Annotated in this window: 19 protein-coding genes; 6 read left to right on the top strand and 13 right to left on the bottom strand. The window is 36.2% G+C overall.

What is annotated here, in order from left to right; all coding sequences use genetic code 11:
• The 4 genes from Q0L68_RS00240 to Q0L68_RS00225 form a co-directional block, all read right to left on the bottom strand.
• A partial coding sequence (locus tag Q0L68_RS00240; RefSeq protein WP_296697700.1) for a DUF5009 domain-containing protein occupies positions 1–434 on the bottom strand: 434 nt, incomplete at its 3' end.
• A 263-nt stretch (positions 435–697) separates the two neighbouring features.
• On the bottom strand, positions 698–2,059 hold the full coding sequence (locus Q0L68_RS00235; protein ID WP_296697697.1) for a vanadium-dependent haloperoxidase: 1,362 nt from the start codon (positions 2,057–2,059) through the stop codon (positions 698–700).
• A 220-nt stretch (positions 2,060–2,279) separates the two neighbouring features.
• Positions 2,280–3,110: a helix-turn-helix domain-containing protein gene (locus Q0L68_RS00230; RefSeq protein ID WP_296697694.1), complete on the bottom strand. Its 831-nt coding sequence runs from the start codon at positions 3,108–3,110 to the stop codon at positions 2,280–2,282.
• A 388-nt stretch (positions 3,111–3,498) separates the two neighbouring features.
• On the bottom strand, positions 3,499–4,383 hold the full coding sequence (locus Q0L68_RS00225; protein WP_296697692.1) for a sterol desaturase family protein: 885 nt from the start codon (positions 4,381–4,383) through the stop codon (positions 3,499–3,501).
• Between the two features lie 166 nt (positions 4,384–4,549).
• On the opposite strand from Q0L68_RS00225, the gene Q0L68_RS00220 reads away from it, so the two are divergent.
• Both Q0L68_RS00220 and Q0L68_RS00215 read left to right on the top strand, forming a co-directional pair.
• On the top strand, positions 4,550–4,900 hold the full coding sequence (locus Q0L68_RS00220) for an MmcQ/YjbR family DNA-binding protein (RefSeq protein ID WP_296697689.1): 351 nt from the start codon (positions 4,550–4,552) through the stop codon (positions 4,898–4,900).
• Positions 4,897–5,856, top strand: a complete 960-nt coding sequence (locus Q0L68_RS00215; protein ID WP_296697687.1) for an ABC transporter ATP-binding protein — start codon at positions 4,897–4,899, stop codon at positions 5,854–5,856. Before Q0L68_RS00220 ends, Q0L68_RS00215 begins: the two co-directional genes overlap by 4 nt.
• A 56-nt stretch (positions 5,857–5,912) precedes the next feature.
• Here Q0L68_RS00215 and Q0L68_RS00210 read toward each other — a convergent pair whose 3' ends face one another.
• The 4 genes from Q0L68_RS00210 to Q0L68_RS00195 form a co-directional block, all read right to left on the bottom strand.
• Positions 5,913–6,332, bottom strand: a complete 420-nt coding sequence (locus Q0L68_RS00210; RefSeq protein ID WP_296697684.1) for a c-type cytochrome — start codon at positions 6,330–6,332, stop codon at positions 5,913–5,915.
• A 71-nt stretch (positions 6,333–6,403) separates the two neighbouring features.
• Positions 6,404–6,928, bottom strand: coding sequence for a peptidylprolyl isomerase (locus Q0L68_RS00205; RefSeq protein WP_296697682.1), 525 nt, complete (start codon positions 6,926–6,928; stop codon positions 6,404–6,406).
• Positions 6,929–6,934: 6 nt separating this feature from the next.
• Positions 6,935–7,651: a class I SAM-dependent methyltransferase gene (locus tag Q0L68_RS00200; protein WP_296697680.1), complete on the bottom strand. Its 717-nt coding sequence runs from the start codon at positions 7,649–7,651 to the stop codon at positions 6,935–6,937.
• A complete protein-coding gene (locus Q0L68_RS00195; protein ID WP_296697678.1) occupies positions 7,638–10,049 on the bottom strand; it encodes a YfhO family protein in 2,412 nt (803 codons plus the stop codon). The genes Q0L68_RS00200 and Q0L68_RS00195 overlap by 14 nt, the downstream gene beginning before the upstream one ends.
• A gap of 161 nt (positions 10,050–10,210) precedes the next feature.
• Here Q0L68_RS00195 and ffh point away from each other — a divergent pair, with 161 nt between their 5' ends.
• Positions 10,211–11,545 (top strand): signal recognition particle protein, encoded by a 1,335-nt coding sequence (gene ffh, locus Q0L68_RS00190; RefSeq protein ID WP_296697704.1) that lies wholly within the window; start codon positions 10,211–10,213, stop codon positions 11,543–11,545.
• Between the two features lie 33 nt (positions 11,546–11,578).
• Here the strand turns inward: ffh and Q0L68_RS00185 are convergent, their stop codons facing one another.
• Positions 11,579–12,328 (bottom strand): LytTR family DNA-binding domain-containing protein, encoded by a 750-nt coding sequence (locus tag Q0L68_RS00185; RefSeq protein ID WP_296697674.1) that lies wholly within the window; start codon positions 12,326–12,328, stop codon positions 11,579–11,581.
• Positions 12,325–13,407 carry a histidine kinase gene (locus Q0L68_RS00180; protein ID WP_296697671.1) on the bottom strand — a complete coding sequence of 361 codons (1,083 nt, stop codon included), beginning with the start codon at positions 13,405–13,407 and terminating at the stop codon, positions 12,325–12,327. Before Q0L68_RS00180 ends, Q0L68_RS00185 begins: the two co-directional genes overlap by 4 nt.
• A gap of 257 nt (positions 13,408–13,664) precedes the next feature.
• Between Q0L68_RS00180 and Q0L68_RS00175 the strand changes: the two genes are divergently transcribed.
• Positions 13,665–16,199, top strand: coding sequence for a TonB-dependent receptor (locus Q0L68_RS00175; RefSeq protein ID WP_296697668.1), 2,535 nt, complete (start codon positions 13,665–13,667; stop codon positions 16,197–16,199).
• A 136-nt stretch (positions 16,200–16,335) separates the two neighbouring features.
• On the opposite strand, the gene Q0L68_RS00170 is transcribed toward Q0L68_RS00175, so the two are convergent.
• Positions 16,336–17,316 carry a pyruvate dehydrogenase complex E1 component subunit beta gene (locus Q0L68_RS00170; RefSeq protein WP_296697666.1) on the bottom strand — a complete coding sequence of 327 codons (981 nt, stop codon included), beginning with the start codon at positions 17,314–17,316 and terminating at the stop codon, positions 16,336–16,338.
• Positions 17,317–17,500: 184 nt separating this feature from the next.
• Positions 17,501–17,902: a rhodanese-like domain-containing protein gene (locus tag Q0L68_RS00165; RefSeq protein WP_296697664.1), complete on the bottom strand. Its 402-nt coding sequence runs from the start codon at positions 17,900–17,902 to the stop codon at positions 17,501–17,503.
• 67 nt (positions 17,903–17,969) lie between these two features.
• Here Q0L68_RS00165 and Q0L68_RS00160 point away from each other — a divergent pair, with 67 nt between their 5' ends.
• Together Q0L68_RS00160 and hisS are read left to right on the top strand one after the other, a co-directional pair.
• A complete protein-coding gene (locus Q0L68_RS00160; protein WP_296697661.1) occupies positions 17,970–18,473 on the top strand; it encodes a metallophosphoesterase family protein in 504 nt (167 codons plus the stop codon).
• 344 nt (positions 18,474–18,817) lie between these two features.
• A complete protein-coding gene (gene hisS, locus Q0L68_RS00155; protein WP_296697701.1) occupies positions 18,818–20,191 on the top strand; it encodes a histidine--tRNA ligase in 1,374 nt (457 codons plus the stop codon).
• Here the strand turns inward: hisS and Q0L68_RS00150 are convergent.
• Positions 20,188–20,469: a hypothetical protein gene (locus Q0L68_RS00150; RefSeq protein WP_296697659.1), complete on the bottom strand. Its 282-nt coding sequence runs from the start codon at positions 20,467–20,469 to the stop codon at positions 20,188–20,190. The two genes, hisS and Q0L68_RS00150, sit on opposite strands and share 4 nt — an antisense overlap.
• Between the last annotated feature and the right edge of the window lie 177 nt (positions 20,470–20,646).

Raw genomic sequence — 20,646 nt, 5'->3', positions numbered from 1 at the left:
CTGATTAGAAAATAGGTGACCAAAATTGTAAATGAAAGTTGGGTCAAGACATTCCAAAGTTCAAAAACCAATTTCCCGCTGTAAATACAATGAAGCCCTGTTCCAAAAAGAAAAAGTAACAAACATCTCTTCAGCATATGTTTGGTGACTTGAGATCTGTCCGCATGATTTGCCAAGCGTTTGTTCAAAGAGAAAGGCATTGCTACACCCACTATAAACATGAAGAATGGTTGAATCAAATCCCAAAATCGTAGCCCATTCCAAGGATGATGGGTAAATTGTGTAAAAAAGGAATTAAAAAATCCTGGTTCGGGGAATGCTTCCAGCAATGAGTCGTAAACTAAAGCTGCTTCTGCAATCAGCAAAAACATGGTTATTCCCCGAAAGGTGTCCAATGAGACTAGCCTTTTTGAAGGAGAGGAAAGATTGTCCATTTGTTGGTGGTTGTTTGGGTTTCATCTAATCTAATCAATAGGAATTATTAGGCATAAAAAAAGGTGCAGAATTTCTGCACCTTCATTTACAAACTCAATCGATTTAATTTCTGAAAAAGATGCTGAGAATGGTTTTTCTTTTCAAACAACCTGCGAAGAAAATGCTTATTAATGCCAAGTTGGAGATTCATATTAAAATTATCTTTATTCTTTTCTAAAGAAATCGGCCATTTAGGTTACATCATCTACTTAATCAGCAAAGACTATTTGTTTTTAAATTTTGGCTGTAAAGCATGATCATATACAAAGTCTCCAACTTCAAAACCAGATTTTTCGCCAACCTCCACTGCTTTTCTAAAATGATAGCCTATATAAATTCTTGATAAAGAATTTTCTCTGATGGCAGATTTGATATCAGGAAAAGACCTAGTTCCAGGCCAATAACCGCTATCGATCGTAATAGGAATATTTTTATTTTTGAAATACCTGATTAGGATTTGTCCCGCTGCGGCACCTGTTAAAGCATGTGCAGATGGGTATTCTCCTACAGGTGGTGTAGTGAGGGTTGATTCCCAAATAGGATTGCCTATAGTGTTTGGGTTATCATCAAAGTCTCCTTGTCGAATTGCGCTAATAGGTCTCCAATAATTAAAGTGAACTTTGGAGTCAAAAACTGCGATATATGCATCAGCAATTGCAAAATGAACCAATGCTAAGAGTCTTGCTGCTTGCCACTCATCAATTATTTTTTCTGGGACTTTTGACATAATGTCTCTTGCCACACCATTCCAACCACGGGAAGTGTTTTCTGCCCAAAAAACTCCATAGGCTTTCTGGTCAGCGCTTCTAAGTACACTGTTTTTTTCTCCATAATCTCTTACTTCATTAAAATCGGCAAGGTATTCTGGGCTATTAGTTGGGTAGGGAGGTTCCTCTCGGAATTGATCCGAACTGTTGATGACCCACGTATTTTGTAAATGAAATCCTGCTAAAGCATAATTCAATGGTGGAATATACTGGTATTGGCCAGACTCAGTTCCAGAAGCAGGCGTAGTGGGGTATCCTGCTAGTTGCAAATAAGGACCATCTGGAGCTCTCTTGGTAAGTATTGCCTGAGCAACTTTTTTACCAAGCTCAATCCCTTTTTCCTTTGCTTGGCCATCTGGTACACTAGCTAAGCTAGCTTGTAATAAGCTGTCAAAAGAATTAGAATAAATAGGTTTTAATGTGCCTCCTATTTCTTGAAAAAGGTCATACACAACTTGTGCAACCGCTGCTTCTGGATTTGCTTCAGGGTCTTTTTCAAAATAGGCATAAGTTTCAAATCTTGGATCAATAGCATTTAACACGTCATGCATTCCCGCATGATACATTGCGAATAATCTTGCAATGAGGGGAGGAGAAAACCCACTTCCAGCACCCTGAAACGTATAAGCCTTTTGGATTTGGGTATTCCATTTTAAAACCATTTCTGGACTTTTATGTGGTTTTACCGGGAGCCCCTGTTCTCTGGGGTTACAACTTTGGATAATAACACCAATTAAAAATGGCATAATTACCAGTGCTACAATCTTGATTCTCAAATTTTGAAAATCGATGGAAAACTTTTTTTTGAGATTTTTCATTTCAATTTTGGATTAAGGTTAAAGAATGTTTGGCAATAAAATTTCCTTTAATTGCTAGTTAAAGGTTGCAACTAAAAACCGCTTTTAGGTGGTAAAAAATCGACATCTTTCGTTCTGAACCATAAATGAAACGTCAGTCTTTCCACTTTTCAGCGAGTATTAAAATCTTGAAATTTTGATTATTGACTAAGTAATCGAATAAATTCCGGCAAAAAAGGAATCACCTTAAACCAAGCACACGATCTGGTGCATTTTGGTCAGCTATTAAAAGTTGGTTGGGAGTTACTTCAGAAAAATCTTTATAATCTCTAACTAAATGTTGGTAATCTTCATACCCACATTCCCATGCAATTTGAATCCAAGAGTATTCCGGATGTCTTGATCTCATGATAAATGCTGCAGTAAACCTAGCTATACGAGTCATGGTTTTAGGAGAAATCCCAAAATAGGACTTAGAAAGTCTTTCAAATTGCCTAACAGATAAACATGCCTGATCTGCTAGCCAATCTATATTCATAGATCCATTCCAATTAGTTAAGAAAGGGATTACTTTATCAAATGGAAGATTGACCTCCTTCGATTTTTTGTTAAAAAGGTCCAAAAGAAAAATATCCATATAGGATATCATTTCTAAATAGGATTTCGAGTCCTGCAGCTGTTGATTTATTGTATTGAATTCATTCGGAAAAACGGAATCCAATTCAATGCTTTGGTCTCGCATTTCGTAGTAGGGAATTCCTGTAAGCCTAAATAAAGCTCCGGGTTTACAAACAACCTGAATTAAAAGATAATCATGACTGACCAGCCTATTTATCCTTTGGGTGTATTGACCAGTGATAGTTGGCTTTGATAATTTCTTGCTATTGCCTCCCTCTGAGTTGAATTGTGTTTCAAAACCTCTAGGAAAGAAAAGTAAATATTGTTCGGGTCGGGGTGGAAAGGCTTTAATTGGAATTTTCGCTCCAGGTTCAAATGTAAAATGTCTTATCTGGTAAGTTTTTATAAAAGGCTGTAGTGGAAGTGATGGTAGAAAACTTTTAAATAACATCATCAATTTGTTTAAAAAATTCAACTTATAAATCAATAGCTAAAAGAAAAGCTAAATGAATTTAGTAATATTATACTAATTAGACAAATCTAATTTACCATTGTATTTTATGACTTTTTTTAATTATCACTCATCTAATTTGTTGATTCATTTTAAACAAAAAAAAGGTGCAGAATTTCTGCACCTAGGTTTGAGAATATTTTAATCCCTCTTTTTACTTTCTTTCTTCGCTGCTTTCGCAGCTCTTTTTTCTTTCAGGGTTTTTGTGGGGGCCGTTTTATCATTTTTCGGTTTCCCTTCAGGTTGTTTAGCCATGCTTGAGATGTGATGTTATTAGGAATCACAAATTCTTAAACGATGGAAAAAATAAAAAGACTAATCTTCGACTGATTTATTTTTTTTGAAAGATCCGTTTGAATGGAGCTAGGTTTTGACCCCAAAAATCTTCAGGATAATTTTCATCATCTGGGAGTCCCACCGGAAGGTTTTCATCATCTGATGGCCAATAATTTGTTTTGAAAATAAAATCCCATAGACTTAGAGAAATCCCAAAGTTAAATCCATTTGGATGCGATTCTGGAAGGTTTTTAGCATGATGCCAAAGATGCATTTGTGGACCATTGATTATGTAACGAAATGGACCTAATGGAATATAAAGATTTGCATGTCCTAATTGTCCAATCACAAGTGTGAAAATATGAACAATAAAAAAGTCAGTTATTCCAAATCCAATCATAGCTAATGGAATATATTCCAAGGTTCTATATAAAATATTCTCCATCCAATGATATCTTAAGAGGGCAGAAAAGCTCATTTCTCTTGTACTATGGTGAACTTTGTGGAATTCCCACATCCAGCCTACATGATGATACATCATATGTATTGCCCATTGCATAAAATCTCGAATCAGAAAAATCAACAGCAATTGGACCCATCTTGGAAGTTGATCTACCTTAATCGCCACCACATTTGTAATCCCAAAAAGACCTAGGAAATCATTGAAGGCTTCTACTGCCACCATGGAAAGGGCATTGTAGGCGATGAGAGCGAACAAAAAGTAGTTCCAAAAGATATAGAAGATATCAAGCCAGAAGTGTTCTCTGATGATAGGTTGATTTTTTCTCCAAGGAAAAGCAATCTCTAAAAGCCAAATAACCAAAGAGGCACCAATGAGCCAATAGAAGTAATTATGCCAAGATGGGTTGAGGATTTCATTTACCAAATAATTCCAATAACCGTAATATCCGTCTGAAATTGCTTTGATGTATTTTTCCATGAAACAAAGGTGACTTTTTTATCTTTTCACTTGAGTGACCTTACTCACAAAAGGTAAACCTTTTAATAATAAAAAGGTTCTTCAAAACTTGTATAATTCTAAGTCTGGGATGCAATTTGAATTCAATTAGTTATTTTTCAAAAATGATCGTAAAAAAAGTAAGCTTATGGATTTAGTATACTTTCGAGATTATTGTTTAGCTAAACCTGGAGTAACAGAAGATACTCCGTTTGATGAGGATACTTTGTGCTTTAGGGTAGGGGGAAAAATCTTCTCTATTACTTCTATTAATTTATTTGAATACATAAATCTTAAATGTGATCCTGAAAGAGCGGTTGAATTGAGAGAAAAGTATGATGGCATTACACCGGGGTATCATATGAATAAAAAGCAATGGAATTCAGTTAGTACCACTGGGAATGTTCCTGATTCTTTGATTTTAGAATTGGCAGATCACTCATACGAACTTATATTTGACCGCCTGCCTAAAAAAATTCAGGCAGAAATACGTCTATGAGTTACTTTTCATTGCGCCAGGTTTCAAAAACTTATGGCCATACCGCAGCAGTTACAAATTTTTCATTGGAACTTGAGAAAGGGGATTTCCTATCCATAGTAGGAGCGAGTGGTTCAGGGAAAAGTACTTTGTTAAAGATCATGGCCGGGCTATTGGTACAGGATGCAGGGGAGGTACATTTAGATGGTGAGTTAATCTTGAACCCTAAACATAAGCTTGTTTCTGGATATGATGAGATAAAACTTATTCACCAAGATTATCATTTGTTTCCCAATTCTACTGTTGAAGAAAATATAGCAAGGCCCCTTTTACATTTTGAAAAAGATTATGGAAAAGTAAGAGTTGAAACGCTTTTAAAACTTCTTGGCTTAAGAGATTTTAAAGATCGTTATCCAAGACAACTGTCTGGAGGGCAACAACAGAAAGTAGCAATAGCAAAAGCCTTAAGCGTTGAACCGGATCTCTTGCTTCTCGATGAACCTTTCAGTTCACTGGATACAATTCAAACCCACCAACTGATTTCAGAACTTAAAGAATTATTTTTGGAATTAGGCACCACCGTAATTTTTGTAACTCATGATTTGGATGATGCCTTAAGATTAACCGATAATTTGCTGATTTTGCAAAATGGTAAAACTATTCAAATGGGGACCTCCCAAGAGCTTTGCGAAAATCCAAAATCCAAATATGTAGCTCAACTATTTAGTCCGATTAATTTAATTCCAGATAGGTTTAACTCTTATATCCGGCCTTCAAATGTGAAATTAAGGAGTAAAGGATCTATTCTTGGACATGTAGAGGATTCAAGATTTTTAGTTCATTTCAATAGTCTTCAAGTCAGATTAAAAAATGGTGGAGATCTATGGGAAGTGGATGATCCTCTTCGAAAATTTAAGATTGGAGATAGAGTTTATCTTCAATTTGATGAGGATAAAGTGATGGTTTTAAAAAAGTAACACCATAAGTAATATAGAATCCAAAAAGTCCCGAATAGTTTATTTAAAGGAAGAGCTTAATCTTCTAATTTATCTAAAGACAGCACATAGGCAGCCATTGCTTTTGAATCTTCAAAGCTGAGATTTGGATGGGCTGACATAATTGGATTTCCCCATGAACCATTCCCTCCGTTGATTATCTTGCGGGATAATAGATTTATATAGACTTCTTGGTAAGGGTATCTCTTGGCAATGTCCAAAAACGCCGGGCCTTTTGCCCTATTTTCAATTTTGTGGCAATCTAAACAATCCGAATATGCAATTAAAACTTCTCCTTTTTTGATCAAGTCTTGATCTATTTCCTCATCATGCCCCTCTACAACCCTAAAGTAATCATCTGTTTTTGAGCTGCTCAACTCATTCTCCTTGCTCTCTTTTTTATCTAAAGGAGCACAAGCCGTAGAAGTCAAAAAAAGAAGAAAAAAAAACCTCGTCATTGATTAAGGGTGCTTATTGAAAAAAGAAAGGGAATGATTTAATTTCATTCCCCTCAATACATTTCTAAGTTTTAGTGGTGAGTTCCATGCTCTCCATGCACATGACCATGATCAACCTCTTCTTTAGTTGCCTTGCGAACTTCAATAATATTTCCATCAAAATGAAGATCAAACCCAACTAATGGATGATTGAAATCAAGTAACAATTCATCACCAATTACTTTAAGGATTTTTGCTTGCATTGGGTAACCATTTTCATCCATCAATGGTAGAAAATTTCCTTCTTCAAGCATTTCCTTTTTGAAACCTTGCTCTCCGGAAAATTGAGATTTTGGAAGATTAATAATCAGCTCTTCATCCGGTGCTCCATACGCTTCTTCAACTGAGAGTGAGAAAGAAAATGGCTCTCCTTCAGATTGACCTACCAATAATTCTTCAAACTTTTCAGGTAATCCGCTTTGACCAAATAAAAAGTAAAATGGATCTTCCTTATCTCTCACTTCCACACTAAATGGGGAAGATTCTATTTCATCCTCAAGCTTACTTACTTTCAACTCATATGTGAGTCCTACTACTGTATTTTTCTGAATTTTCATTTTACTTTATTTAATTCCATGTCTAAGTCGAATACTTAGTCTTTCTTTAAGGATCTGCCACTTGCTTCTTGGGGTAGATTTGCTCAGAGATTTTTGAGATCGGAAGACAAAATATTGATAGTCCTTCTCCTCAAAGAATACGGGGTAGGTTTCCATTTTTTCGAGATAAAAGCCACTTGATGTAATACTTTTTATCAAATCTCCTGAATCAAGAGGTTGGTCAATAACTTGAAGTTTTTCAGGTTCATTTTCTATCATCCACTGCAAATATCTTGGAGCAGGAATATGAATAAATATGACAGAGTCTTGATGTGAGTGCTCCTGAATATTTTGAAATAATCTTTGGTGCTGATCTACTGGAATATGTTCCAACACATCCGGAAAAATGAAGAAATCGAAAGTTTGATTCACCTTGTGGAAATCAGACATATCCGAAATTTCAAATTTCAAATTTGAATGTGATTTCCAAATCAGCTTGGCTTTTTCAATACTTTCAGGACTTATATCAACAGCAAGTACTTCCCCATTTTTCACTTGTCCTGCTAATAAACTACTAACAGTGCCGATTCCACAACCCACTTCTAGAACTTTATGGTGGGATTTTAGTCCTGCAGCCATTACCTTGTCGAGGATGCTAAGGTGTCTTGAGTTGATCCCGGTCTTTTCTTGCTTCTCGGCAAACTGATCGTAATAGCTGACAATTTTATCTTTAGGTTCTTGCATTACTTTCTTTTACTGTAAAATAAACTCCACCAATCAATCCAAGAATTATTAAATATTGGAAAATGATCATAGGAGTTTTTGTTTTAGTATAACTCGAGGGAGCAAAATGAAATTCAATTTCATGCGGGCCTACGGGAAGATTTAAACCACGTAAAAGGTAATCTACTCTTAAGATTTCTGATTCCTGACCATCAATTGTTGCCGTCCAACCTACTGGGTAGAAAATCTCAGAAAATACAGCTAATCCAGCCTGATCCATGTTTGCTGAATACTTCAAATGATTCGGAGCATAGGAAGTGAGCGTTACCGTTCCAGAACCTGTAGAAACCTGACCAAATTCATCTGTGTTTACCGTTGCGTCTGTTTTGGTATTAATTTCCGCTAAAACATCAATCTCCTCCTGATTAGAACTTACGTTAATAATCTTTGAAGGAATCCAAACAGCACCATTTGCTTCTGGATTTTCAAAAACAGCATTTGCTGCATTACCTGCAATGATATATTTAGTATTGAGCATATTAAAAGATTGGATTCCTTCAAAATCAAAATCACCTTCCTGCGCTTTAGAAACAAAGTCGTTAAGCTCTTTGGATAATCTAAAATCAATTAAATCCTGAAACCTTCGAAGTTTAGCTCCATGGTAACCTCCTATTGCATGAAATCTATAGCTGGCTTTTCCAGCAGAAGTAATTCCCTCAGTTAAATCCAACACTCTGTAATAGGATTCATCTTTCTGGATTTCTGCTTCTGCGGGAGTTTCAGCAAAGTAGGTTTTTGAGGGACTGACATCAAAAGAATCTGAATTTAAATAAGGTCTGTTGATTGTCCATAAATCAAATAGGACCAATAGAAATAGTCCTCCCCCTAAAATTAAATCAGATATTTTTCCTTTTAGGGTAAAATAAATAAGTGCAAAAGCAACAGCTAGAAAACTCAAGCTTTTAAATGCACTTGATTGAAGCATGCTTTTTCTGTCTTCCCTAAGTGCGCCAATTAACCATTCTGGTAAGCCTTGATCTGCAGCTCCTTCAAAGCGAAACATTCCGGCACCAATGGCGAATAGCAAAATTATTCCGCCTGTAATTGCTCCAGATATTAATAACGGCTTTATTTTATTTTCCTTGACAAGTTTTTCCAAGGAAATCATTCCTAAAACAGGTATCGCAAAAAGAGTAACCCCCAATGACATGGATACGGCTCGGAATTTATTATAGCCAGGTAATACATCAAAAAGGAAGTAATTGAACCAGGAGAGATTTTTACCCCAAGAAAGCATTAAAGAAAAAACAATAATTACTCCAAACGTGATAAGCGATTGTTTTGGAGCAGCCCAGATGCCGAGAATTGCTAAGAATGCTAAAATGATGCCTCCGTAAATAGGTCCACCTGTAAAAGGTTGGTCTCCCCAATAGGTAGGCGCCCCTTGTACAAACCCGTTTATTTGAGCAGGATCTAATCCTTGTTGGCGGAGTGCTTTTTCAGACGCAGAGTTTTTCGGGAGAGGGGTATTTGAGCCACCTCCATAAAAATTCGGGATTAATAAAGTGAATGTCTCCATGATTCCATTAGACCATCCGAAAGCATAATCTTTATCGAGACCGGCAGATTTAGATTCGATTGTGACTTCGCCTCTGGTCGAATAAGTGGAGTACTCCAGTGCTGTTGCTAGTCTTCCTATATTTCCTCCAAAGGCCAGAGTCGCACCAATTATCAGGATTCCAATTGTTTTCCCAATTGCTGCAATTCCTTCTTTTTTCCACTCAAAAATCACTCTAACTATTACATAGATACCGGCTATGAGAATTGTGTAATATGTTATTTGAACATGATTGAATTTAAATTGCAGCAATAGGCCCAAAGCCAGAATAGCGGCTCCAAGAATCCGTTTCTTTTCGAAAGCCAGATGAATTCCAAGAAAAATCAAAGGAATCAGGCATTCAGCCCAAATTTTGGCATTATGTCCTGCTGCGAGACTGAGTAAATTATAGGTATTAAAAGCAAAAGCAACACTCCCTAATATTGCAAAAACAGGCCTGACTCTGAAACTCAATAAGAGAATGTACATTGCTACCATTCCCAGAAAAAGTCCATTAATAGGGTGAGGAAGTCCCAAGGTTAATATTGAAACAATTGCATTTGTGATGTCACCCGGGAAATCCATGCTGATAAAATAGGCGGGCATACCACCAAACATGCTGTTGGTCCAAAGTGCTTCTTCCCCGGTTTCTTCTCTGAAGTCCATTACCTCCTTCGCAGAGCCTTCCCATTTCAGAATATCACCCTGAAAAATCACTTTGTTTTCAAATACGAGTGGAGAGAAATAAAATGCTACAATCGCATAAAATATGGCGATTCCCACTGCGTGTGGGAGTAAATCTTTTTTGAAATCTATCGTCATGAAAAAGGAATTTCTAAGATATTTTAATTGATGCCGCAAATTAGGAATTTAAACCCAAACAGACCTAATCCCAGAATATAGCCTTGAAGAGGAATAGATGAATTGATACTTTCTATCCCTAATGAAAATGATTACTTTTGCTGCAAATAGCCGCAAAAGGAATGTTTGATAATTTAAGTTTAAAATTAGACCGGGCTTTCAAGACCCTGAAAGGTACCGGTACCATCACAGAAATAAATGTAGCAACAACCGTTAAGGAGATCAGAAGGGCCTTAATTGATGCTGATGTTAACTATAAGGTAGCGAAAGAAGTAACCGATACCATCAAGCAAGAAGCCTTAGGTAGAGATGTGTTAATCTCTGTTTCCCCAGGTCAATTGCTGGTTAAAATTACGCAAGAAGAGCTGACCAAATTAATGGGAGGGTCCAAGGTTGAGATTAATCTAAGCGGGGATCCCTCTGTAGTTTTAATATCTGGTCTTCAGGGTTCTGGTAAAACAACTTTTTCGGGAAAGCTAGCGAGTCTGTTAAAAAAGCAAGGTCGTCAGGTCCTGTTAGTTGCCTGTGATATTTATAGACCTGCAGCTATAGACCAATTGAAAGTACTTGGAGAGCAAGTCGGCGTGGAGGTTTATGCAGAACCTGAAAATAAGAATGCGCTGGAGATTGCAAACAATGCAATTGCCTACGCAAAGAAAACCGGAAAGAAAACAGTTATCGTCGATACTGCGGGTCGTTTGGCAGTTGACGATCAAATGATGCAGGAGATTGAAGAGCTGAAAAGAGCTTTGAAGCCTTCCGAAACCTTGTTTGTAGTGGATTCCATGACTGGTCAAGATGCAGTGAATACTGCTAAAACTTTTGATGAAAGATTGGATTTCAATGGAGTTGTCCTGACCAAATTAGATGGTGATACTCGTGGCGGTGCTGCAATATCTATTCGCCATGTAGTCAATAAGCCAATCAAATTCATTTCCACCGGGGAGAAAATGGAAAATATTGACGTTTTCCATCCAGATCGAATGGCCCAGCGGATTTTGGGAATGGGAGATGTGATTTCCTTGGTGGAGCGTGCGCAGCAGTCTTTTGATGAGGATGAAGCCAAAAGAATCAATTCTAAGATCAGAACCAATAATTTCAACTTTGATGATTTCCTTTCCCAGCTGGAGCAAGTGAAAAAAATGGGTAATATCAAAGACTTGATGGGTATGATCCCAGGCATGGGGAAAGCTATGAAAGGCTTGGATATTGATGATGATTCATTCAAACCGATCGAAGCAATTATAAAAAGTATGACTCCTCAAGAGCGCCAGCAGCCAGATTTGATTGATGGAAGCCGAAGAAAGAGAATTGCAAATGGTTCTGGTAGAACAATCACGGAAGTGAATAATCTGATGAAGCAATTCAGTGATATGCGAAAAATGATGAAGCAGATGAACAAAATGGGTGGCGCGAAAGCAGCCATGAGCAAATTGATGCCGGGAGGCAAAAGATAATCAAAAAAGGAGCTTCAAAGCTCCTTTTTTGGTTTAGTTCATCCACTTACTGAGAAACTCCAGAAAAGGCTCTTTATAATTATCTCCCACAGTAATGTGTTGCTTTCCTATCTGGATTACATTTTTAGAGACAGAATCAATATGCTCAAGAGAAACAATATAGGATCGGTGAACTCTCATGAAACTCTTAGAGGGAAGAAGTTCTTCCATACTTTTTAGGCTAGTTAATGAGAGCAGTGGATTTGGTTTAGAGATTAGATGCACTTTCACATAATCTTTATAAGCTTCCACGTAGGCAATATCCTTTAGCATAACTTTTACCAACTGATATTCTACTTTAAGGAAAATAAATTCAGGTGTATTTGTTTCCTGAATCTGAGTGACAAGATTTTCAGATTTCGAATTTAGCCTCTCAAAATAAGTATAGGCTTTTGTGGAGGCGTTTAAAAATTCCTCGTAGCTATATGGTTTTAATAAATAATCCAAAGCCTCTACTTTGTATCCTTCAATCGCAAACTGATGATACGCTGTAGCGAAAATTATTCTGGTTTTATCTGAATTCTTCTTTCCATCCAGAACTCTTGCAAGCTCCATACCTGAAAGGTCAGGCATTTGAATGTCCATAAAAATAAGTTGAACCTCATTTTGATTAATGAAACCTAAGGCTTCTACACCATTTGAAAATTTACCTACTAGCTTTAAAAAAGAAGTTTGCTCTATAAACTTGCAAATCAAATCTAATGCTAATGGTTCATCATCAATGGCTACGCAATTTAGTTTCATGCAAGATTAATGGTAAGATTTACCCAATACTCATTATTGGCTTCGTCTTTACCAAATTTTAGTCTATGTTTTTCTGGATAAAGTAAGGAAAGTCTACGCTGAGTATTAACAAGTCCAATACCATTTTCTTTTGCTTCAGGGCTATCGGAGTGTACCGGGAAAATTTGGTTTTTGGTCTCAAAAAATAAAGTTTCACCCATAACCTCCAACCTGATATTTATTTCACATTCTTTTTGGCTGCTTATCCCATGTTTAAAGGAGTTCTCTAAAAATGGTAATAAAAGCATTGGGGCAATGATATGATCATCTTTAGGCTCCTCGATTTTAAGAACGAGTTTTACATTACTTGACAACCTCATCTTCATGAGTTCAATGTAATCCTGTATAAAATTAACCTCCTTCTTTAATAATGTTTCGTCTTTTTGATTTTCATAAAGTACATAACGCATCATTCTAGAAAGCTTTAAAAGTGCTTCTTGTGCTTTCTTAATGTCCAGATTTGTCAAAGAATAGATGTTGTTTAAGGTATTAAAGAAAAAGTGTGGGTTTATCTGAGCTTTCAGGTAAGATAGCTCCGTATTGATTCTTTGCTTTTCAAGATCTTGTCTGTTCACTTCATCCCTTTGCCATTTCTGGACTAGTGCCAAAGACGTACTTAATCCGATTGATACCACATAAAGCATGATTTGTATCACATCTCCCGGCAACCATCTTCTATTTGGAATAAAAGGTCTGTTTGGGTTGAAAAATTCATGCATCTTTTCTGGATACTTGATGAATTGTTCGAAATAGATTATTGAAAAGTAAAAAAGAATAGCTCCTCCTATTACTAACAGGAGATATTTAGAGTTTTTTCCCTTGAGTAATACTTTTGGAATAAATACTGAAACATTGGAATAAAAGACAGCTATTAGGAATAGTATTAAAAACGCCTGTTTATACCAAAAGGCATCTGGCAGATCGTTTTCTCCCATTCTCCAGGAAAGAGGTGATAATAGAATAAGGACAATGCATAACATCACCCATCCCAAAAGATGTACTATAAATGAAAGATTCTTTTTTGAGCTATATGGAGGCATTTCTTTGAATTTCAGGTTTAAACTAAAGAAAAGAAGCTCAATTGATCAAATAAAATCTACCAACTCATGGATTACACCTTTATAGGACTTCATAGAGTCGATAAATCGGTTTATCGAGTGGATTTGAGGTTTTGTCGGATGAATCTGTGGTTTTGTCGACAAAACTAAGCTAATGGTCTATTACTCCATTATAGTCTTGAACAAACACTGTTGTTTTGCTGTACATATCTGTGTAAAGCAACTCAGCAATAACTACCATGAAAAAATTATTTTATTTAATTCTGTTTTTTAGCACTGTAGCCTCATCAAGTATTTTGGCTCAAACTAATGAAACAACAAAGAAAACTCCGGCAAGAATCATCGGAGTTGCAAAGGATCAGAATACTGGAGAGCCAGTAGCCTATGCAACTGCTGCATTATATGTTGCAGGTACTGAAGAAAACATTGCCGGCGGTGTAGCAGATGATGAAGGTAAATTTTTTATTACCGGAATGACTCCAGGAGAATATACTCTTAAGATTAGTTTTCTAGGTTTTGAAACCAAGTCTGTTCAAAATATTAAAGTTGAATCTCCCAATGGTGATGTAGTTTTAGGAGATATCCTTATGACTGACGAAGGGGTTGCTCTAGAAGAGGTAACTGTTCAAGGTCAACGTGAATTAATTGAGGAGCGAGTAGATAGAACTATTTATAAAGCAGAGAATGATAAAACCACTGCTGGTGGAGATGGAACAGATGTTTTGAGAAGAGTTCCAATGCTTTCTGTTGATTTAGATGGAAACGTATCAATGAGAGGGAGTAGCAATATTACTGTCTTAATCGATAACAGACCTTCTGCAATTGCTGCCAGTAGTATAACTGATGCATTGAAGCAAATCCCAGCTGATGAAATCAAGGCGGTAGAAGTAATCACTTCTCCATCTGCAAGATTTGATGCTGAAGGAACTTCAGGTGTAATTAATATTGTAACAAAGAAGAACAATCTCCAAGGAATGTCTATGAACATTCGAACTGGTACAGGTTTAAGAGGTTCTGACTTTGGTCTTAATGCAAGTGCCAGAAAAGGAAAGTTTGGATTTACTTTGGGAGGCTTCGGTAGAGCAGGTTACAATACTATTGGTGGATTTGAAAACAAACAAGTCGTAACTAATCCAGATAACTCAGCCTCAACAATTTTACAATCTGCTGATACTGACAGAACTTATCTTTTTGGGAGATATAATTTTGGAGTTGATTATGAAATTGATAAGTATAATTTTCTTACTGGTGCTGTGAATTTTGGTATTAGAAATTCTAATAATCAGCAGAATAATTTCCTAACCCAGAATTTTCTTGATGGGAACTTAGTAAGGAACGCCTTAAGAGAAACAGATACAAAAGACAATTCAAATTCTGTTGATATAAGTTTGAATTATACCAAAACCTTCGAGAAGAAAGGAAAAGAAATTAGCTTTTTGACTTTGTATAGTAGAGATAATCGTGAAAATTCTTTTGTAAATATTTTGTTTGAGGAAGATTTAGCTACAATCGATTCAAGGTTGAAGAATGATAATCCAAGCAAGAATGAAGAATTTACTGTTCAATTGGACTTTGTTGAGCCACTAGGAAAAGATGGAAAATCAATCTTAGAATATGGGGCAAAAAACATCCTTAGAAAAGCAATTTCAGATTTCGCTTATTTCCAGGCGGATGGTGCAGATGGAGAGTATATAGAAAGTGAAAATCCTTCTTTGACCAATGCCTTTAATTACGATCAAAATGTAACAGCTGGATACGTGTCTTACACGACTACATTCTTGAAGAATTACACTTTGAAGCCAGGATTGAGATATGAGTATACTACAATCAATGCTGATTTTAAAACAGAGAACGCTGTTAGTATTCCATCCTACGGAACATTAGTTCCAAGTGTGAATTTAAGTAGAAAGATGAGCAATGGTAATTTGATCAAGGCTGCTTATAATAGACGTATTTCACGTCCATCTTTAAGATATTTGAATCCAAACATTGATGTCTCTAACCCAACTCAAATATCACAAGGTAATCCAACTTTGGACCCTGAATTCACAGATAATTATGAATTAGGTTATAGTACTTACTTCAAGGAGACTATGTTGAATTTCACAGCATTCTATAGAAACACAACTGGATCTATTCAAGCAGTAAGAAATGTTCTTGATGACGGAGTCATTTCGACTAACTATGAAAATATTGGACAAGAAAAGGCAATTGGTGGAAGTATTTTTACAAACATCAATATCAGTAGTAAGTTTTCATTGAACGGAAGTATCGATACCTATTATGCGATGTTGGACAATGGATTAACAGATCCTGCTTTTGCTGCTTCAAACTCAGGTTTTGTAGTTAGTGGAAGGATGTTTGGTAACTATACTTTACCTAAAGATTGGCAAGTACAACTTTTCACTTTTGCAAGAGGTAACAGAGTTCAATTACAAGGATCTCAAGGTGGATTTGCTGCTTACGGTCTTGGATTGAATAAACAATTCAATGAGAAAAGAGGTAGTATCGGATTCGGAGCAGATAACTTCTTAGCAAAAGAGTTCAAAGTTAGAAATGAAATCATCACACCAACTATTGTTCAAAACAGTACAAACGTGATGAGAAATATGAACTTCAAAATTAACTTCAGCTATAGAATCGGTAAGCTTAGCATGGATCAGAGACAAAGAAGAAAGAAGTCTGTGAATAACGATGATTTAAAAAGTGGTGGCGACGGTGGCGACATGAATCAAGGTGGGGCAACCGGAGGAATGACCAATAATAATAAATAAAATATCTCTTGTTGAAACCTTGGGATTCCCAAGGTTTCAACTTTATAGAGTTTAAAAATAATTAATAGATAGATTGGGTAATAATGAAAAAAACCGGCCTTTTTGAGGCCGGTTTTTTTTTGTGTGTCAGAGAAAATCAATTCTTGTAGGATACTTTCTTAATAGCATCTACGGTTCTTTTTACATTAGGAATCGTCACATCGATGTATGTTGGTGAATAACTTAATGGTATATCCATTGAATTTACCCGTATCACAGGTGCATCTAAATAATCGAATGCATATCTCTGGAAGTGATAAGTTAATTCGGAAGAAATCGCAGCAAGCGGATTAGCTTCTTCAACAATCACTACTCTGTTTGTTTTCTTAACTGATTCAATACAAGTGGCATAATCGATTGGTCTAACAGTTCTTAGATCAATTACTTCGCAATCAATTCCTTCTTTTGCCATTTCTTCAGCAGCTTGGAGTGCAACTTTCATCATTTTCCCAAAAGAAATCAAGGTTACATCTTTTCCTTTTCTTTTGATATCAGCCACTCCGATTGGAAGTAAATATTCTCCGTCTGGAACTTCACCCTTATCACTATACATCACCTCAGATTCCATGAAGATTACAGGATCTGGATCTCGGATAGCGGCCTTTAAAAGACCTTTTGCATCATAAGGGTTTGAAGGAACAATTACTTTTAGTCCAGGGGTATTGGCAAACCAATTTTCAAAATTTGAAGAGTGAGTAGCTCCCAATTGACCTGCGTTTCCTGTTGGGCCACGAAATACAATTGGCACACTATAAGCTCCCCCAGTCATGGCAAGCATTTTGGCGGCGGAATTGATAATCTGATCGATAGCTACCAATGAAAAGTTAAAAGTCATGAATTCAATGACGGGTTTTAAACCATTCATCGCTGCTCCAACCCCCAAACCGGCGAAACCAAGTTCAGCGATAGGCGTATCGTAGACTCTTTCTGGTCCGAACTCATCTAGCATCCCTTGAGACACTTTGTAAGCTCCATTATATTCAGCAACTTCTTCTCCCATCAAGAAAACGCTTTTATCACGTCTCATTTCTTCAGACAAGGCCTCTCTCAGGGCTTCACGAAACTGTAATTCTCTCATTAGTTTAAGACAAAATTTGGTTCGTAAAAATAGAAAGGAATTGGGCAATTGCAAAAATACCCCGATGGATTAATCTCCTTATTTATCCCAAACTCACAGTTTTCGCACTTTCAAATTCTAAAATGCACTATCTGTCTGTTTTTTTGGCAATCCTTCAATTTTTTAAAAGATCAAAAGCAAAGCCTCAATTTTCAAGGGGCATTCCATTTTGCTGCCAACTTGTGATTCCGCCTTCTAATAAAATGATGTGCTCAAAACCAAGTTCTTTCATCCTGATGCTAGCCTTATCCTGCCTTACACCGGCTTTGCAATAAACAAGGTAAGTTTTGCTTTTATTTAGATTTGCAATTTCTTGTTCGAAGGCGTCGTCCATATAGTCTATATTAAGTGCTCCTGAAATATGTCCTTCTGAATATTCATCAGGTGTTCTAACATCCAGGATAATTGCTTCTTTGTTAGTATTGACGATCTCTTCGAATTTCTGAGCCGTCAGAGAATCAATAGAGTCGTAAGATTCGTTTTTAGAACAGGAGAAAATTACGAGTACTGCAATGCTGTAAAAGATGGAATTTCTTAAAGATTTCATAATGGATCGGGTTGTTGTGATTAATTTGGGTTTAAAATTATAAGAAATTTAACCCTATTATTTTCAAATGCCCACTAAGGTCGCCCTGATTTCTGATTCTCACAGCCATATTGATGAAAAAACCCTTTCTTTTCTTCAAGATGTGGATGAAATATGGCATGCGGGTGATATCGGAAACAGAGATGTAATGGAATCCTTACCGAAAGGAAAAAAGATAAGGGCTGTATTTGGAAATATTGATGATCTGGAATCCCAAAGTATTTATCCTGAGTGGGCTTTTTGGGAAACAGAAGGTGTAAAAATTTTAATGACGCATATAGGCGGTAAGCCTCCAAGGTATGCCAAAGGAGTGAAATCAAAAATTAAAGAATCAAATCCAGATCTTTTCATTTGTGGGCATTCCCATATTTGTAAGGTTGAATATGATAAAGCTTTAAATTGCCTATATATGAACCCTGGGGCTATAGGCCAACAAGGATTTCATCAAATGAGAACCTTGCTTTTATTTGATTTAGAAGCAGGGAATATTAAAAATTTAAAAGTTGTCGAATTAGGAAAAAGGGGGAAATAAAAAAAGCGGCCAGTTGACCGCTTTTTACCCGATAATCAGGACATTATTTATCGAAAGATTTTTTCAATTCTTCAACGTCCACGTTTTTGATTACTGGCTTAGCGCTCAGTTGCTTAATTTTGATCACTCGAGTATTCTGAGATAATCTTTTTCTTTTCAGCTTTCTTTTTAAAGTTGTAACTGCCATGGTCGTATATTTTTAATGTTATTGTTTCGAAACGAAGCGCAAAATTAAGAAAACAAATCTTTTTAGCCTAGAACTATCATGAAATTAATTCTAATAGATTCCTATAAAGGGGGCTGTTTTCCATTTTTTGAATAAATTTGAAATCTAAATCACCTGAATAAGCATGCAAAAACCTAGCCTTCCCAAAGGAACAAGAGATTTTGGAACAATTCAAATGGCTCGTAGGAACTTTATTCTGAATTCTATTAAAGAAACCTTCCAGTTATTTGGCTACCAACAGATCGAAACACCTGCAATGGAGAATCTTTCTACGTTGACTGGAAAATATGGAGATGAAGGGGATCAGTTACTTTTTAAAATCATAAACAGCGGTGACTTTCTCAAAAATGTAACCCAAGAAGATTTTTCATTAGGAGCTAAAGCCACTTTGCCTAAAGTAGCTGAGAAAGGTTTGCGATATGACTTGACAGTGCCTTTTGCCAGATTTGTTGTGATGAACAGGAATGAGCTTAGTTTCCCTTTTAAAAGATTTCAAATTCAACCTGTTTGGCGTGCTGATAGGCCTCAAAAAGGAAGATATAGAGAGTTCTATCAGTGCGATGCCGATGTGGTGGGAACAGATAGTTTGGTTTGCGAAGCGGAAATTATTTTAATGATTCGAGATGTTTTTGCTAAGCTAGGCTTAACAGATTACGATATAAAAGTCAATAATAGAAAGATTCTCACAGGGATTTCTGAGGCAATTGGTGAATCGGGAAAAGAAGGTCCACTTTGCATTGCAATTGATAAATTGGACAAAATTGGTTGGATTAAAGTAAAGGAGGAACTAGCTCAAAGGGAGTTTAGTGAACAATCCTTATCAAAATTAGAACCTTTGGTTAAACTAGAATCAAACCTAAAAGGTAAAATTGAGTTTTTAAAGGAGTTCTTGGCAGGTAGTGAGATTGGCTTGATTGGAGTTTCAGAATTTGAAGAATTGCTTGAGATTCTCAATCAAATGGGAGAGGATCTGGATCATTTGGATTTTGATATTATGCTTGCCAGAGGTTTATCTTACTATACAGGGGCGATATTTGAAGTGAAAGTGAATGGAGTATCAATCGGCTCAGTGAGTGGAGGAGGGAGATATGATAACTTGACAGGCGTTTTTGGTTTGCCTGGAGTTTCTGGAGTTGGTTTTTCTTTTGGTGTGGATCGCTTATATGATGTGATGGAGGAGCTGAATATATTTCCTGAGGAAAGTTTGAAAAGCACGCAAATTTTACTTGCTCATTTTGATGAGAATGGCTTTCGTTATGCATTAAGAATCTTATCACATCTTAGAAGAGCCGGTGTAAAAGCGGAAATTTTCCCTGATTTGACGAAAGTGAAAAAGCAATTAGATTTTGCCACTAAAAAGGGAATTCCTTTCGTTGGTATCTGTGGAGATAATGAAATTGAAACTGAGAGTTTGGCCCTTAAGAATCTAGACTCAGGGAATCAAGAAAATTTGAAGTTGAATGAAGTGATTTCAGTTTTATTAGGGGATTAATCTATTTCTAAAATCGAGGTAATAGGAATTGTCATTCCGCCTTTCAAGGATATATAATCTCCACCAACTGCCCATACAGTTGTATATACCTGATATATTTGTTCATCAGCTGCTTTAAAAGTCAAAAGTACCTTAGTTTGAAGAAGATTACCTAGAGTTTGAGACCGGTATAACTTTGCCATACGGGCTTTTCGTAATTCTGGATCTGGGATTACCTCAATTTTACTAAAATAAAGGTTTGCAAGGTGCTCTTTTTCAATGGGTTCGATTGGTTTCATAAAAGTATGGTTTGGATAGTTTTTATACTTAAAAGTCTTTTAAAAAGTTACAAGAAATTTGAATTTGATAAAATTTTCCAGTCTATTAAATCTTTTCCTCTTATAAGAGACAAAATAAATGAATCAGCTTTTATTTGAAGACTGTATAATATTGAAAATAAATTAGTTAGAATTAAG

The sequence above is a fragment of the Algoriphagus sp. genome (genome assembly GCF_024642405.1).
Taxonomy (GTDB): domain Bacteria; phylum Bacteroidota; class Bacteroidia; order Cytophagales; family Cyclobacteriaceae; genus Algoriphagus.
This window is presented reverse-complemented; position numbering and strand designations above follow the sequence as displayed.